At 40.2% G+C, this 17422-nt stretch carries 13 protein-coding genes; 2 read left to right on the forward strand and 11 right to left on the reverse strand.

The features are described 5' to 3' along the window. Position 1: 1 nt before the first annotated feature. The 5 genes from HMPREF3032_RS00755 to HMPREF3032_RS00775 all read right to left on the reverse strand — a co-directional run bounded on the left by HMPREF3032_RS00755 (position 2) and on the right by HMPREF3032_RS00775 (position 4956). Positions 2-1468, reverse strand: a complete 1467-nt coding sequence (locus tag HMPREF3032_RS00755) for an energy-coupling factor ABC transporter ATP-binding protein (protein ID WP_062401113.1) — start codon at positions 1466-1468, stop codon at positions 2-4. Between the two features lie 171 nt (positions 1469-1639). Beyond that, positions 1640-2386 (reverse strand): ATP-binding cassette domain-containing protein, encoded by a 747-nt coding sequence (locus tag HMPREF3032_RS00760; protein WP_038144371.1) that lies wholly within the window; start codon positions 2384-2386, stop codon positions 1640-1642. After that, positions 2386-3156 (reverse strand): ABC transporter ATP-binding protein, encoded by a 771-nt coding sequence (locus tag HMPREF3032_RS00765; RefSeq protein ID WP_009352902.1) that lies wholly within the window; start codon positions 3154-3156, stop codon positions 2386-2388. Before HMPREF3032_RS00765 ends, HMPREF3032_RS00760 begins: the two co-directional genes overlap by 1 nt. Positions 3157-3211: 55 nt before the next feature. Then, complete coding sequence (locus tag HMPREF3032_RS00770; protein WP_062401115.1) at positions 3212-4021, reverse strand: ABC transporter permease; 810 nt, start codon at positions 4019-4021, stop codon at positions 3212-3214. Next, complete coding sequence (locus tag HMPREF3032_RS00775; RefSeq protein ID WP_062401117.1) at positions 4018-4956, reverse strand: ABC transporter permease; 939 nt, start codon at positions 4954-4956, stop codon at positions 4018-4020. Before HMPREF3032_RS00775 ends, HMPREF3032_RS00770 begins: the two co-directional genes overlap by 4 nt. 232 nt (positions 4957-5188) lie before the next feature. Between HMPREF3032_RS00775 and HMPREF3032_RS00780 the strand changes: the two genes are divergently transcribed. Continuing rightward, a complete protein-coding gene (locus HMPREF3032_RS00780; RefSeq protein WP_062401119.1) occupies positions 5189-6706 on the forward strand; it encodes an ABC transporter substrate-binding protein in 1518 nt (505 codons plus the stop codon). Between the two features lie 425 nt (positions 6707-7131). On the opposite strand, the gene purB is transcribed toward HMPREF3032_RS00780, so the two are convergent. The 5 genes from purB to HMPREF3032_RS00805 form a co-directional block, all read right to left on the reverse strand. Further along, complete coding sequence (purB, locus tag HMPREF3032_RS00785) at positions 7132-8427, reverse strand: adenylosuccinate lyase (RefSeq protein ID WP_009352931.1); 1296 nt, start codon at positions 8425-8427, stop codon at positions 7132-7134. Positions 8428-8790: 363 nt separating this feature from the next. Further along, on the reverse strand, positions 8791-10134 hold the full coding sequence (locus HMPREF3032_RS00790) for an MFS transporter (protein ID WP_062401121.1): 1344 nt from the start codon (positions 10132-10134) through the stop codon (positions 8791-8793). Between the two features lie 680 nt (positions 10135-10814). Then, positions 10815-11687 carry a 2-oxoacid:ferredoxin oxidoreductase subunit beta gene (locus HMPREF3032_RS00795; protein ID WP_009352915.1) on the reverse strand — a complete coding sequence of 291 codons (873 nt, stop codon included), beginning with the start codon at positions 11685-11687 and terminating at the stop codon, positions 10815-10817. Further along, positions 11687-13438, reverse strand: coding sequence for a 2-oxoacid:acceptor oxidoreductase subunit alpha (locus tag HMPREF3032_RS00800; protein WP_009352980.1), 1752 nt, complete (start codon positions 13436-13438; stop codon positions 11687-11689). The genes HMPREF3032_RS00795 and HMPREF3032_RS00800 overlap by 1 nt, the downstream gene beginning before the upstream one ends. Positions 13439-14043: 605 nt before the next feature. Then, positions 14044-14739, reverse strand: coding sequence for a GntR family transcriptional regulator (locus HMPREF3032_RS00805; protein ID WP_009352927.1), 696 nt, complete (start codon positions 14737-14739; stop codon positions 14044-14046). 192 nt (positions 14740-14931) lie between these two features. On the opposite strand from HMPREF3032_RS00805, the gene HMPREF3032_RS00810 reads away from it, so the two are divergent. Continuing rightward, complete coding sequence (locus HMPREF3032_RS00810; protein ID WP_009352836.1) at positions 14932-15876, forward strand: diacylglycerol/lipid kinase family protein; 945 nt, start codon at positions 14932-14934, stop codon at positions 15874-15876. Between the two features lie 63 nt (positions 15877-15939). Here HMPREF3032_RS00810 and HMPREF3032_RS00815 read toward each other — a convergent pair whose 3' ends face one another. After that, on the reverse strand, positions 15940-17388 hold the full coding sequence (locus HMPREF3032_RS00815) for a glycosyl hydrolase family 28-related protein (RefSeq protein WP_062401123.1): 1449 nt from the start codon (positions 17386-17388) through the stop codon (positions 15940-15942). Between the last annotated feature and the right edge of the window lie 34 nt (positions 17389-17422).

The raw sequence follows: 17422 nt of genomic DNA on the forward strand, positions 1-17422 counted from the left end.
ATTAGCGTTCTCCTTTCATAAGACTAGACTGCGCAGATGCTAAAGACAACCATGGTGTATCTAAATCAATCCCTTTTGCTGCTAAGGATTTATAGGTCACAAATAAGGATGGCAATGCATCTACGTATGTGTTCGTATCATACATATAAGACAATACATCTTCTACAGAGCTGTCGATTTTTAGCTCCCCACCATCGATTAATACCATACGATTTGCGTACGGTAAGACAGCGTGTAAATCGTGGTCAATAACCACAACGGTAATACCATGGTCACGATTCAAGGAACCTACTAAGCGATATAATTCTTCTGTGCCTTCTGGATCTAAAGAGCTAGTCGGTTCATCTAACACTAAAATAGATGGGTTTACAGCTAACACAGAGGCAATGGCCAACCGCTGACGTTGCCCCCCAGACAAGCTGTACACATTGCGGTCTTCCAATCCAGTTAAGCCTACTTGTTCTAACACGATGGCTGTACGCTCTTGAATCGCCTCCGCTGTATAGCCACGATTTTCAAGGGCAAAGGCTACTTCCTCTGCCACTGTCATGGTCACTAGTTGTGTATCATAGTCAGCTAAGACGATACCGATATCATCTGCTACATCTGGAATTTCTAATTGCGTCACTGCTTTTCCATTGATGAATACCATGCCTTCCATGGTACCCCCATAGAACTTTGGCACAGCTCCCGCCATAGCCATACAGATGGTAGATTTACCACAGCCTGCTGGTCCTGTAATGACAAGGAAATCTCCTTCATGTACCACTAAGTTAATGTCTTTCACAGCATACTGGCTTTGATTCCCATAGCGATAACTCATATGCTCGATAACAATCGGTGCTTTCACAGACGGTACAATATGTAAATCACTGTGATCACTGCTGTCCGTCAATTCTTGTCCTTTCACAGTTTGACGAGCCAATAATTTTTGCGCTGGAATGTACAAGAATGGTGCCACTACCGCATTACAAAGGGATACCATCAACACCAATGGCCACATAGCATTCCAATACACATTGCTAGGCAATCCTAACACGAGATATAAGCAAGTAATAAAAGCTCCACCAGATGCTACAGTACTGATGAAAGCACTTAAAATCGGCATTACATTTAGCCTACCAATTTTCAGATTAGAAATATAATGCACTAACACGGCACAAGTGAAAGCCCCCAAAGGCTCACTAATCAGGTTACCATATGGCAATGCCGATTTTGACGTGAATACATTAATCAAGGCCGCTACCAAACCAATACCTAAACTTTGTCTAAGGGTTGGACGCGTTAAGTTGATAGCTACGCAATAAGTAGCTATAGTCCAGTTCGGTGTGACCCCTGCCACACTTGGGGATACAGCATGTAAAATCGTTCCCAAAGCTAGCATGATGGTACTCACCGTTATCCAACGAAACTGACCACCTTGTACATGCGTGTAAGTCAGTTTCGACACATCTTTGATTTCTTTCATACGTTCCTCCCTATCATCTTCTATATCACTTGTATCGTATATTCTAAAATACAATTATACTATTTTTTTACAATTCATGCTATCACTAGGATAATATTTATATCAAAAAAAGACCACAACACTTTCACAAGGAAATGTTGTGGTCTTTGCTACTGTATAAACGATAGCCATTTACCCACGGCTAGCTGCCAATAATTGTTTTGTATACGGATGCGTTGCCAATCCCAAATCTTTTGATGCCAAGGTTTCTACAATCGTACCCTCTTTCATCACAATAATACGATCGGTGAGAGTTTGCAAAACGCCTAGGTCATGGCTGACGAACACATAGGTAAACGGTTGCTCTTCGTAAACGTTTTGAATCAGTTCGATAACCCGCGCTTGATTGCACACATCGAGGGCACTCGTCGGCTCATCAAATAAGACAAGCTCAGCCCCGACTGCCATCATGCGGGCTAAAACCAATCGCTGTAACTGGCCTCCGCTCAATTCATGGCGGTATTTCTTCCACACCGATGTATCCAATCCCACCTTTGAAAGCCACCATTCACAGCGCTCTTTCGCCTCTTGTTTTGTGCCTATCCCAAAATTCACGCAAGGCTCTAGCATAAATTCACCTACTGCCATGCGAGGGCTAATGCTGTGAAAGGAGTTTTGGAACATCACTTGCAAGGAACGATAGAGCTCTCTCTCATTTCCTTTCCATTGGGAAACAGATTTTCCAAACAAAGAAAGGTTCCCTGAAGTTGGCTCTTCTTGCAAGGATAGCAATCGCAATAAGGTACTTTTACCAGATCCACTGCCACCTGCAATTCCGATGCGCTCTCGTTCTTGCACGGACAAACTCACATCTTGCAGTGCTGTCACCGTTTCCCCTTTGCGGGTATATAGTTTGCTGACGCCCTGAACTTCTAGTATCATACTTTCACCTCCTGCAAGGACTGTAAAAGTAGTTTCGTATATTCATGTTGCGGATTCGATAAAACCTCTTCGGTCTTACCGATTTCAACTAACACACCTTCATGCATAATACCTACGCGATCCGCCAATCTACGGGCGATCTGAATATTGTGTGTGATAAACAGCAACGTATTCTGCAACCGCTGTTGCACCTCTTCTAGGACTTTCACAATATCCTGTTGCACCAATACATCAAGAGCACTAGTCGGTTCATCTGCAATAAGTAGTTGTGGATGTATGAGTAAACTCATAACGATGGCCACACGCTGTTGCATGCCCCCACTCAGTTGAAATGGATAGGACTCAAGCAATGCCTTTCCTCGTGGTAAGGAAACAGCCTCTAGCAGGTTCAAAATATCACCTTCATCGTAGGCCTTTCCATGGGAGGCTAAGATTACTTTCATCTGCTCCCCAATGCGTTTGAATGGGTTTAAATAATTACCTGGATTTTGGTAAATCATGGCTATATGTACACCACGTACACCTTGCCATTCCTTAGGTCCATAAGTGAGCAAATTATCTCCCCCATAGTGGATGGCTCCCGTTAGGTCTGCCTGTTCTAACAAACCTAAGAGAGCTTTCGCTACAGTAGATTTTCCGGACCCACTTTCACCAATGATGGCAAAGGTTTCATTCTGTTTTAACGTGAAAGATACCTCTTTCACGACCTTTACTCCATCGTAAGAGACGGATAAATTGTCTACGCTTACTAAATCTGTATTAGTCAATGGTACTATCCTTTGTCATTACATAAGAATCAAATTGGGGCTAATATTTCGCCCTTTACACATGCCTACCATCTTGTAAGGCATCACTAATGTAATTTAATAACACAACAGTGATAAAAATTGCTAACCCTGGATAGATCAACAGCCAAGGCGCTGTTTGCAAGAAATCTCGAGCATTCAGCAAGATAGCACCCCATTCTGGTGTAGGCGGTTGTACACCAATGCCGATCAGGGAAAAGCTTGCCACCGTAATAATCGTGTCCCCCATATGTTGAATGATGACCAACAATAGAGTCCCTCGAAGATTGGGAATCATGTAGCGACGGATAATGCGCCACAAGGAAGCTCCAGACATACGTGCTACAACCACATATTGTGCTTGTTTTTCCAAATTCACCAAGTTCCGCGTAATCTTTGCGTATTCTGCCCAACGAGTTAGGCACAGTGAAATGATAATATTTTCCACAGACGGCCCCAATATACCGATGCAGGCAATGGCCACAATCATGCTGGGGAACCCTAGTATCATATCGATGCAACGAGATCCCAATTCATCAATATACCAAGGACTCATACTTAGCAAACCACCGATACAAATGCCAATGATACTGCTAATGGCAATGATGGATATGGCTATGAACAACGAATCTTGTCCGCCCCATAATATTCGTGAAAGTACATCACGCCCCAATTGGTCCGTGCCTAATAAATGCATTGCACTTACATCTTGTAATCGAGCCCCTAAATTTGTTTCATTAGGGTCAAAGGGAGCTAACTGAGAACCAAATAGAAAGAGTCCCATCCAAAGTATAGTCAGTAAAATGGCCCCTAAGAGTAGCTTATCTTGTTTCCATAAACGAATCATGGGCGCCCTCCATATCTTCTTTCAGGATGAAGTAAGTACATCCATATATCCACTGATGTATTGACCACCACATAGACTAGAGAAATCCATACGATATAACTTTGAATCACAATATAATCACGACTAATAATACCATGCACCATGAGTTGGCCCATCCCTTTGACAGAAAATACCGTTTCAATCACTGCAGAACCGCCCAACATAGCGCCGGTCGTAATCCCTAACATGGATAACAGCACAAGGCGCACTTGAGGAATGATGTAATCACGATAGATATATGCAGTACGTATACCCATCGTTTTTGCTCCTATCACCGGCAACGATGCATACGCTTGCACCACTGCATTGCGAACGCGACGAATGTATAAGCCACAAAACCAAATCGCCAAGGTAATACTCGGCAACACGTAAGCACTTAACCCCTTCGTATTTGTCACAGAGAAAATAGGAATCTTCACAGCTAGCGCATATAATAACAACAATCCTACCCAAAATGCTGGTACTGCCAATGCTAGAAAAGATACTATACGCACCACATAGTCGACCCAAGTATCTTTATAATGCGCTGCCAGTCCTCCTAACCCTATCGATAGGATACTGCCTAAACCAATGGAAACCGCCACCAAGGATAAGGTCCTTGGCAAAGCACTTTGCAACAAATCTACAACGGGTACATTCAGGAAGATAGACTGCCCAAAATCTCCATGTAACATTTGCCACAACCAACGACCATATTGTATATACCAAGGATCATTAAGGCCTAACTCTTGTCGAATTTGTTCCACTATAGTGGGATCTGGTGTCATACCTTGCAGATAAAACCGTGCCGATACGGGATCTACAGAAGACATTTGCATTAAGAGAAACGTTCCCAATGTGACTGCCAATAATACACCCACCATAGATGCCAATTTATATAATAATACCCGTACCATATCAATCCACCTTTCTTATATACATTCTCTATTAAAGTATATAGGATAGAGCCTCTCTTTGTAAATATAACAATTTAATTTTATGCCCTACATATGATTAAATATAGAATTGCAAAAGCATTTAGTAAATTATATACTCCCAATATGCATCAATTTTTATGAGAATCATTGTCTTTTATCTAGGAATACAGTATACTATAATTATTCTTTAGTTTTTTTATAAGGAGGATATATGAAAAAATGGGTTGCACTAGCAATGACGCTGTTTGTTGCTATCGGTTTAATTGCTGGCTGTGGTTCTGATGAATCAAGCAAAAATGGCAAGCATTTAAATCTTGGTTTATATTGGTTTGGTGAAACATTGAACCCTACACATGAATGGGATGCGTGGACATTAACACGAATCGGTGCGGGTGAAACGTTGGCAACGGTAAGTTCAGATATGAAATTTGAACCTCAGTTAGCCGATTCCTGGGAAGTGGTAGATCCTTTAACATGGAAATTCCATATTCGCGAAAACGTAAAATTCCATAATGGTTCTATGATGACACCTACGGCGGTAAAAGCATCTATTGAACGTACAATCGCCGAGAGCAAGCGTTCCAAAGAAGCTATAAAGATAGCCTCTATTACAGTGGATGGTCAAAATCTAATTATTAAAACAACAGAACCAAATGTTGATTTACTAGCTAGTTTAACTGAGCCTGCTTTTGTCATCGTAGATGTACAAGGTACAACAGATATGGATAATACGCCAATTTTGACTGGTCCTTACAAAATTGTAAAACATACAAAAAAAGAAGAAATTCAGTTGGCGCAGTTCAAAGAATACTGGGGTGGAACACCTGCTTTAGATTCTTTAACAGTTAAAGATCTAGAAGATAATAATAAACGTGCTATGGCTCTACAGTCTAAAGATGTAGATATGATTCAAAAGGTAGATAGTGCTAATCGAAGTTTATTTGAAAAGGGGGATTATAACATCATTGAGTCCGCAGGGGTTCGCACATATATGCTACAGTTGAATGTCCGAGAAGGCAATGTATTATCAAATCCAACCGTACGAGCAGCTATCGCAAATATGATCGATTATGATGCATTAGCAAAAGTAATCGGTAATGGTGCCGTTACTGGAGGTGCCCCATTCCCTCCAACAGCCAACCTAGGCTTTGACGAGCTAAAAAATAAACAACATAAAGATTTAGCTAAAGCAGATGAATTACTAAAACAAGCTGGTTACACAAAACAAGGTGATACCTACATGAAAGATGGCAAACCATTACACTTAGTGTTAGCTCTTTTTGGTAAAGATAGTAGCGTTTACGAAAAACTTCAAGATGATTTAAAACGAGCTGGTGTTGAAGTCGAATTAAAACGTGTACAAGGTCCTGATGAATTACTAACTTTAGCTCCTAATGGTTTTGATATGGGAGAAACAAACTGGGTAACAATGTCCACAAATGATCCATATTGGTTCCTTAGCCTAGCTTTCAAAAGTGGTGCCAAATCCAATCGTGGCGACTATTCGAATCCGAAGGTTGATGAGTTAATTAATAAAATGACAACCACATTTAACGAAGAAGAACGCACAGCGATTGTCAAGGATATTCAAAATGTGTTGCTTGAAGATAGCGCTGGTTATTTCTTATACTATCCAAGTGCCAATGTAGTAACAACAAAACGAGTAAAAAATGTGAAAGTATTCCCTATTGACTACTATGTGATTACAAAAGACACCACTGTAGAATAAAGGTATACTATGTTCAGTTTCTTGCATATAAGAGCTGTCTAAAATGTAACTATAAAAAATAAAAAGAAACATAAGTGAGATGCATGATATATAACTGATTTCAGGTATAACAAAGTAGCCTCACTTATGTTTCTTTTTTTATAGTTTTACGTTTCTCATCAAAAGGACATCATGAATAAAATTTGCTAAGATATTTAGTCAACAGTAATATCCTTCGTCATTAAATAGTAATCGATTGGGAATGCTTGTGCATTGTGAACACGTTTGCTTGTTACCACAGAGGATACTGGGTAGTACAAGAAGTAGAACGTAAAAAAAGGACGGCAGCCACCGTCCTTTTTTGTTTGACAACATGTTGAAGTCAATGCCTAGTTTTACTATCCTAATTATATACCATTCACGTTTAAAATACATGCTATCCCTTATTATAATCCAAAGCGAGCCATAATGGTATCTACATGACGTAACAATGGTGTTGGATCAAAGCAGGCATCAATTTCTTCTGCACTTAGGTATTTTGCAATCTCTGGATCAGATTTCAATCCTGTAGCGAAATCTTTGCCTTCTAACCAACGAGCCATAGCATGACGTTGTACCCAGCGATAGGCTTCATCACGAACAGCACCTTTATCCACCAAATGCGTTAAAATCGTTTGGCTAAATACAAGACCACCTGTTAAGTTCAAGTTTTTCATCATATTTTCAGGATATACCAATAATTTATCTACCGTACGGGTAGCTAGATGAATCATATAATCTAATGTAATTGTCGCATCTGGTAAAATCACACGTTCTACAGAGCTGTGAGAAATATCGCGCTCATGCCATAAAGCTTGGTCTTCAAAGGCTGCTTGTGCATGACCACGCAAGATACGTGCTAGACCACAAATTCTTTCACATGTAATTGGGTTTCGTTTATGCGGCATTGCAGAGGACCCTTTTTGTTTTGGGCTAAAATACTCTTCCGCTTCACGGACTTCTGTACGTTGTAAGTGACGAATTTCCAAAGCGATACGATCTAAAGTACCACCAATAACTGCAATCATAGACAACAATTCTGCATGACGGTCACGAGATACCACCTGTGTAGCTACTTTCACTGGTTCTAACCCCAATTTTTCACATACATATTGTTCCACAAATGGATCAATATTAGAGTATGTTCCTACAGCACCAGACAATTTACCTACCGCTACGGATTGACGAGCCTGTTCTAAACGAGCAATGTCACGATCAATTTCGGACATCCAGTTCACTAGCTTCACGCCAAATGTAATCGGTTCCCCGTGAATACCATGCGTACGGCCAATCATCGGCGTATATTTGAACTCTACCGCACGGCGAGCTAGGACCTCACGGAAATTACGCAAGCCTTTTAACAACAAGTCGCAAGCTTGTTTCATCATGTATCCCAAGGCCGTATCTTTTACATCTGTGGACGTTAAACCAAGATGAATGTATTTCGCAAACTCAGGTCCTACGTATTCGCCTACAGCAGTGACAAAGGAAATAATGTCATGATTCGTTTCTCGTTCAATCTCACGAATCCGTTCTACTTGAAAGTCCCCTTTTTCACGAATCGCTACGGCCGCTTCTTTTGGGATAATCCCCAATTCTGCCTGCGCTTCCGATGCCAAAATTTCAACTAATAACATCGTATCGAACTCATTGCGTTCGCTCCAAATATGTCCCATCTCTTCACGAGTGTAGCGATTAATCATACTATAACTCCTTTATCTAATCCGTTTCCTTATAGAAATATTTTATTATCCATTGTACATCCCCTTAGGGCATTCTATATTACTTTATCATTATACAAAAATCAGGGCCAACTGTCAGCTATTAGTTCGTGATCCCACAAGTATAAAGTGGTTGTCAACTAATAGTTAACAACCACTTAGCAGCAGAAACCACTCTATCAACTCTCTTACTATATCAAACTAGCACATGGCAAGAACAGCCACATCACTTCTAAAAACTACCCTACGTGAAAGTTTTTAGAAACAACATGGCTGTTCTAATCAATCTCTATGCACTACTATTCGTTATCTCATGATGAAAAACCATAATCAAGTACATTTGCATTATATACTCTTTTTATTCCATCCAGCAGGAATCGCCCCAACCAAGCAAATAATACCAAACACAACTAATGCGATAGTACTGTTATACGCCATCATTTGTAGCGCCGTTCTTCCTTCTATTGTATACGCAAGAATAATCCCTATAAGTGCCATACTCAATGTCTGCCCCAATAGCCGCACTGTGGAAATGGTAGACGATGCAAAACCGATGTACTCTTTCGGTACAGAACTCATAATTAGATTATTATTCGGCGGTGCAAAGCAACTAACTCCAATACCAACAACAGCTAAGCTCACCATAATGATTGTCATGCTTTCAGTGAAAGTGCCATACGCCATAGCTAGTAAACCTACACCGATGAGTACCATGCCCCAACGAGCAAATACTACGGGATTATATCGATCAGACAGTGCGCCCATGCGAGGTGCCAAGAACACCATAATTCCGGTTTGTATGCACAAAATCAATCCTGTCATACGAGAATCAAATCCCATAATCATTTGTAAAAATAAAGATAATACAAAACCTACACCAAAGGTGGCACTAAAGTTCATCATCGCAGCTATACTGGACATCGTAAATACTATATTAGACAAGAACATTCTAACTGGTATGAGTGGATCTTTACTATTCCACTCTACATAACCTAATAGGCATAATGCTAGTATACCAGCTCCCACAGCATAGGCACTCCACCAAAATCGAACCCATTCCGTAATACCAATCATCACTGCACTGATACCCAAGGCGTATAAAAGTAAACTTCTCGTAGAAATACTACTATCTGGTGTATGTACCCATTCCTCATGCAAAGAGCGAAAAGCCATCACATTTGCTACAACACCTAGTAAGGTAGTAAACACAAAAATACTGCGCCAACCATAATAATAATTTAGAAATCCACCTACGGCCGGCCCCAAGGATAACCCCAAATAGACCATACCTCCGATCATACCAAATGCGTAACCACGCCGTTCTAATGGTACCGATAAAGTCAAAATAGACATAGACGTAGTATACACAACCCCTAAGGCAATCCCTTGCAAGGCTCGATACACCGTCAGCATCTCTACTGAGTCAACAAAGCACATAAACCCAGATATCATCGTAAATACAATACTACCTATATAAAATAGCTTGCGCTTTCCATAGATATCCGCTAGTTTACCAGCAGGAATCACCGCCACCGTACAGCACAGTAAAAAAGATTCCACCACCCATGCCATATCATTCGTAGTAGCCCCAAACTCTTGCATCATATCTGGAAAAGACATGGTGAGAGAACTCGATACAAAGGGATTTAAAAACGCCGCTATCATCATCGTATATAAAACAGATTTCATCTAATTATCACTCCTCATTTCAATATACTCTCATTATAACAATACAATTGAGGTTTTGAAAGCAACTAACCTTATAGACTATACTAATCTAAACCTTCGGCATATATTGTACATATACCTCAAAAAGAAGTTTAACATTTATATGACAGCCTTCTTGACTTGTGCTATACTACAGACATATAGGTTGAGTGTTTCCATCGAAATAAAGAACCCCACAGCGGCTACTGTGGAGGTTCTACTTTTTTAGATGACAATTCTCTTTATTTATGATATACTATAACCAACAAGTTGATTAAGTTCCATTGGGACAACGAAACCCCACAGTTGCAGCTGTGGGGTTTCTGCTTTTTTTAGAGAGCTACCTCCATATTAGGCTAGTTACCCTTAAATCTCCTGTCTAGCCATTTGCAAAAATAATAACTAACTATTCCTGCCATAACAGAGATTGTAAAGCTGATTAAGAAGTCCATTGGTTCACCCCCTTCCTGTCACCAGTATTGGGGAGGTAACATCTACAGTATAGCAAAAATTCACAAACTATAAAACAACATATCTCCTCCCGGAGTATTATATGCAAAAGAAAAGCCGTATAACTTCAAGAAAACTTTCGCGTAGGGCAGTTTTCTGAAGTTGTACGGCTTTTCGCCACATTTCATATCCTCAAACGAGATATGTTGTTTCTATTTAAACTCGTTGCAAAGAGATGCAAACATCTCTGCATCTGGTTTCACCACATCATGTACTAATGCACGCGCATGTGGACCACCGTTGGCAGCATATAATGCTTGTTCAAAGGATGGTTTTGTTGTATCTTGATAAATCAAACCTGTTACAAGACCATTGGTTTCACCTAACATAGCAAATGCTTCTGCACGGTTTGTTGGATCGTAACCTTCTGGCAAGTTTACTAGATTATCTTTGAAGTAATCATAGCCATTTTGTTTATTGTACGTTACGCAAGGGCTGAACACGTTAATGAAAGAGAATCCTTCGTGTTGCATACCTTGTTTAATTAAATCCACCAATTGTGCACGGTTTACCATGTAACTTTGTGCTACGAAAGTAGCACCAGAAGCAATGGCTGTTTCACAGATTGGCAATGGACTTTCAAAAGAACCATGTGGAGACGTTTTTGTCACAAAACCCACGTCAGAACGAGGAGATGTTTGACCTTTGGTTAAACCATATACATGGTTATCCATAACCACATACGTAATATTTACATTACGTTTGAACGCATGGATCGTATGACCCATACCGATAGCAAATGCATCACCGTCACCACCGCAAACCACAACGTTCATATCTTCATTTGCTAATTTCACACCTTGTGCATAAGGAAGTGCACGACCATGTGTTGTATGCGCACCATAGGCATAGAAGTAACCACCGATACGGCTAGAACAACCGATACCAGAGATAACAGCCAATTTTTCAGGCGCAATATCAAGAGCAGCTACTGCATCAGCGATGGCTGCTTGTACCCCATAATGACCACAACCTGGACACCAGTTAGGGCGGATATCATTTCTATATTCATTTGCTGTAGCCATTATAAAACCTCCTTAATTGCCGCTTTTACATAAGATGTTGTAAATGGATTACCATCATATTTTAAGCAACTAGAAAGTTTTTCTTTATTCGGCATGTTGATGCGGAATAAGTTAGTCAATTGACCTGTAGCATTTTGTTCGCAGATCACAACTTTTTTAGCACTGTTATAGAATGGTAGCAATTGTTCTTTCGGGAATGGTTTAATCAAGCGAAGTTGTAAATGGTTCACTTTATGGCCTTCTGCCTCTAATTCCACCACAGCTTCTTCAATAGCACCACGGCTAGAGTTGATACCGATAACAAGAACATCTGCTTCCTCATGTTTTGCATTGTTTAAGAATGGTTCATATACATCTGCTACTGTAGATAATTTACGGAAACGTTTATCTGTTTGTGCCACGTGCATAGAAGGGGCTTCTGCTGGTTTACCTTCTTCGTTATGCTCTAGACCAGTAGACAAGAATAGCCCATTTTTCATACCTGGGATAGTACGAGGGGAAATACCACTTTCAGTAATTTCAAAACGTTTGAAATACTTAGGATTTTCCAATGCTGGCAATTCTTCTTCTTTCATTAAATTACCACGTTCAATACCAACACGGTTCAAATCAAATGTTGGTACAGATTGTTTATTCAAGCCTTGTTGTAAATCAGGCATGAAAATAACTGGACATTGGTATTGTTCTGCCAAGTTGAAGGCATGTTGAATTTCGTAGAAACATTCTTCAATGCTTGTAGGTGCGATAACGATATTGGAATAATCGCCATGCGCATTGTAGCAAGCTGCATCGATATCAGATGTTTCTACCTTTGTAGCCATGCCTGTAGATGGGCCAGAACGTTGCACATCGATGATAAGCATTGGCAATTCAGCCATAGATGCCATGGATAAAGACTCCGCCATCAAGCTCAAGCCAGGGCCAGATGTACATGTAAAGCCACGAACACCAGCGTATACACCACCCATAGCCATCATACATGCAGCAATCTCATCTTCTGTTTGTACCACAGTAGAACCAACTTTATCCATTTTCTTAATCATGTATTCCATTACTTCAGAAGCCGGTGTAATTGGGTAGGACGCCATAAAACGGGATCCCGCTGCAATCGCACCTAATGCTAAGGCTTCATTACCAAGTAAGAACATTTGATCTTTTGGTGTTGGTTTGTCCAATGTATCTACTTCTACATCACCCAATTGTTCTTTTACAAGATCATAACCCAATTGGAATGCTTGTAAGTTTTTGTTAATAATATCTTCGGATTTTTTCGCAAAGCGAGCTTTAATAGCTGTTAAGAATAATTCTGTTTCAAAGCCTAATAAGGCAACAGACATCCCCAATGCCACGATGTTACGCATCAACAAGGAACCTTGTTGTAATGCCGTTTCAGAAATCGGCAAGGCCAAACAAGTCACACCTGTGCCTGTGAAAGCTTCAAAATTAGGATTTACTTTGCTATCGCAAATGATAAAGCCACCTTCACGTACTTCTTTACCGTGCATATCTACAGTTTCTTGGTCAAGCGCTACCAAGAAATCGATATGCTCGCCTACTGTCATAATTTGTTCTAATGCGATACGTAATGCAAATGTTGTATGACCACCTTTGATACGAGATGCAAACAAACGTTGGCTGTACAAGGAATAGCCTTCTTTGGCAAGAATCGTAGCTAAAATTTCGCCACAGCTTTCAATACCTTCACCTTGCTGACCGCCCATTTTCCAGATAAAATCTTTACGTTTTTGCAAGAGATTCACCCTCCTTAGGATTGTAATATAGGACCACAGAAAGACTGTTATTTATTAAGTGTTTTCGATACACATCAATCTCTCAAAGTTCATCTTTAATAATAGCATTTTTACCGTTTTTCATCAATCATATTCCCTATATTTATAAACTATTTTTGCGCCACTTAAAGACTATTTATACATCTATTTTCTAAACATATATAATAATCTCTATATATAGACATTCCTTATAAGCAAAAAATACAAAAACCTCGGCCAAGAGAATACAGCCGAGGTCTTTGTATTTGAGAAAAAAGAGAGAGAACATTTGAAATAGCTTCAAATGTTTTGTTGGGGCAATGGGGGGGGCGCCCCTTCGGTAAAAGTAGGGTCTTTTACCTGGGAAGGTATAAGATCAACCCTTCCCTATTGTAAGTTAGGTAGATAAAGAGAGAGATCTTTATCTAGCAAAGGTAGTGTGAACCCTTTGCCTGAGTTATTATAGCAAATGATACTTTAAAAGTAAACACATGAACCATAAATTTAAAGCTTTTTTATATATTTTTTACATATAACATTATAAAATATTTATATTATAGCCTATTAATATTCTTTCAATAGGATATTTACTTCTCTTTCTGTTTTGCTAATAACTCTGCATGAGCCTTTTTAAATACAAACGCATTCCGTACATGAGCTCGCATTCGTTCTTCTGCCAGCTGTCCATTGCGATCATGGATAGCTTCCATAATTTGTTGATGTTCTAGGTCACAAGAGATTGTTCGAGTTTTATCTGATGTACTGATGTACATATCGCGATTGACCATTTCCCGAAAATCTGCTAGATAATCTGCTACACGATCATTTCCAGAAAATTCTGCAATTAACGTATGAAAGCGACTATTAATAGCTACCCGTTCTTCTGGATCTTCCGTGTGAATCCCTGCATCGCACACTTCTTGTAACTCTACTAGTTGCTCCTCTGTGCATCGTTCTGCACAAAGTCTAGCACCCAAGCCTTCCATTACTTCACGACATTGATACATGGCTACAATCTCTTCTGGAGAATAACCTTTTACCGTCACACCTTTCCATGGCTTGATAACTACCAAATTATCTTTCGCTAACTTACGAAATGCTTCACGTACCGGTGTGGCACTCACATTTAATTGCTCTGCAATACGCACTTCACTTAATTTCATTTTTGGCTTTAAAGAACCCGTTAAAATAGCTTGCTTTAGCGACATATATACTTGCTCACTCAACGGCAGTCGCCCAATTGAGTCAATACTATGCAAACGATACTCTTCCGTCTTATCCATCGAATCCCCCTCCAGGATGTTACTTTTCTATATTTTCACCTAGTCTGGCATACGTAACACATTTCTTTCATTATACGTGAAGTAGGTCCTAAAAATCAATGAAATCTACAGAAACAACCCTTTCCCACAATTAAATTTCCTATGCTATAATAGTAATAACTACTATATTTATGTTTAACATAGGAATCAACCATGAGTCGTTGTCTAATTATTATAAACCCTGTATCAGGCGGCGGTCGGGCTCGCCGATACGTAATGGAACTACAATGGCAACTAAGCGCGCTCTTTGATCGCTTAGAAGTAAAATTTACCCGACAATCCGGCGACGCCACCCGCTTCGCCATCGAAGCCTCCAACGAAGGGTTCGATGCTATCTTTTGTATGGGCGGTGATGGCACCATCAATGAAACTGTCAATGGTATTGTGAAAGCTGGCTGTCGCTCTAAATTCGGTTTCATTCCCCTTGGCACTGTCAATGATATGAGCCGTGCTTTGGGCATCCCCTTACAACCATTAGAAGCTATTCACGGCTTAAAAAATAGTACCATTCGCCATGTCGATGTAGGTCGTTGTAACGATTCGTTTTTTTGCAACAATATCGCCATTGGGGTCATCCCTGAGGTTGTGGCCTCCGTCACTCCAAAAGAAAAACAATTACTGGGCCCCTTAGCCTACTTTGCCAAAGGTGGACAAGCTTTATTTACAACCAAGGATTATAAATTCCGCATCACTACCGAAGAAGGGACCCAAGAATTTATGTCCCCATTGGTCATCGCCTTACTGACTAATGTGGTATCTAGCTTTGAACATTTTATGCCTACTGCTTCCGTAGATGATGGGTATATGCGTATTATTATTTTCAAAGAATACTTCATCATGAACCTATTCTTCATCTTGCCACTCATTCTAAGTGGTTCTATTTATAATTCAAAATATGTAACCATATTAAAAGTCAAACAAGCTCGCATCGAAGTGTGTGACACCATGGATGCGTCCACCAACATGGATGGCGATATCGGACCTGATGCACCAGTAGACTTAGAAGTATTGCCTAAGTTTTTACAGGTCTACGTACCTAATAAGCGTCGCAAAAAACAACAAGGATTATTCTACAATCCATTACAAAAACAAATCTAATCTCAAGAAATAAAACACTTACAATAAAGGAGAGTTGAAATATCAACTCTCCTTTATTATTTGTTAATTTAGGGGCTCTACAGTAGTATGAATCCATTCTGTAGGACTATTTCGTTTGTTTCCTATATCTATTTGTTGTGCAATCCCTCGCAGTTGAGTATCTCGTACCACAATATCACGAATGCCGCCTCCTATGGTTGTAGTCTCACGAACACGCATAGCGAGTAGTACATCTTCCATAGTCAATCCTTGTAAATACATATGTTGAATCCAAGTATTTCCTGTATTAGCAAAGGCAATGCCTACGCGACTATGACGAATCTGTAAATTGTACGCATTCCACAGCTCCGTTACACTGGATCCTACAGGGTGTCCTGCTAATACCACAATCCCTTGTTGCATACGTTCCATCACAAGATTCTGTGTCAGTAACCCTACACCATCCCAATGTAAGCCATCACCACTGTGCCTACCTTCCATACGCACCTCTTGGATGCTTAGTTGATCCACTTGTGTAGCCTCCACCATATGAGCTGATGCATTTTTTAACACCGTATTTTTCAGAAAAATATCCTTACCATGATGGATAACCACTAAAGAAGACCGTGTAGAATTACCTTTTTCATAACTAGCCCCTCTACGCATAGCAGCTTGTACTTCCGACTTACTTAACAAACCAGTATGATCAAGCACATCTTGCGTCACTGCATCCGCTTCGAGTGTATTCTCCTCTTGTAAAAGGTCTTCTTTCCATCCATATCCATCAATAGTACCACCACGAATGACAACGTTTTCGATAGGTCCTTGCTCATCGCCTTCTAACTGTAAAAGTCCTAAATATGGCGTACCTCCTGTCACCACATAATTAGGTTTCACAAAGGCAGCGCTATCATTAACCGCCATCAGCACAGCATCCTCATCTAATTCTAAGGTCATATAACTGTGCAAGAATAGCGTTCCTGTACGATATACCCCTTTACTAAGATGTAAGATACCTCCCGCTGGGGTATCACGTATCGCTTTTTGTAACGCTAACGTATTATCCGTGATTCCATCTCCTACAGCGCCATAGGCGGTAGCCTCTAAACGCGGTTCTTTCGGCAATGTTTTAACTGGCACCTTAGAAGAGTCCGACAAAGTAGCGCCCCTATCATCCACAGCTTTTACTTGCACTAAGTATACTGTATCAGATTCTAATCCCTTCAACTCTATTCTAGGAATGATAGATACGCCCTTTGCACTAGGACGAATTTCTTTCACTTTTTCTTGATTAACGTAAATATCATATCCCGCCAATCTGTCATCATTCACTGGGTTCCAAGCTAAAGAGATAGTTGTACTAGTTATGCCTAACTTAGGGATTTGCAATTCAAAATCGCCTGCTTCTACCACATATTTCGTCACCGGCGTTGTATATTTCACATACATATTCCAGCCTAACCCTAGCAAAGCCAAGATTAGACTCAATCCTATAGCCCACCACCCATAGGTTCTATATCGCTTTTGTTTCATTATGTCCATCCTGTTCTCATGTGTTCGCTATGGC

The sequence above is a fragment of the Veillonella sp. DNF00869 genome, from assembly GCF_001553345.1.
In the GTDB taxonomy this organism is placed as follows: Bacteria; Bacillota; Negativicutes; order Veillonellales; family Veillonellaceae; genus F0422.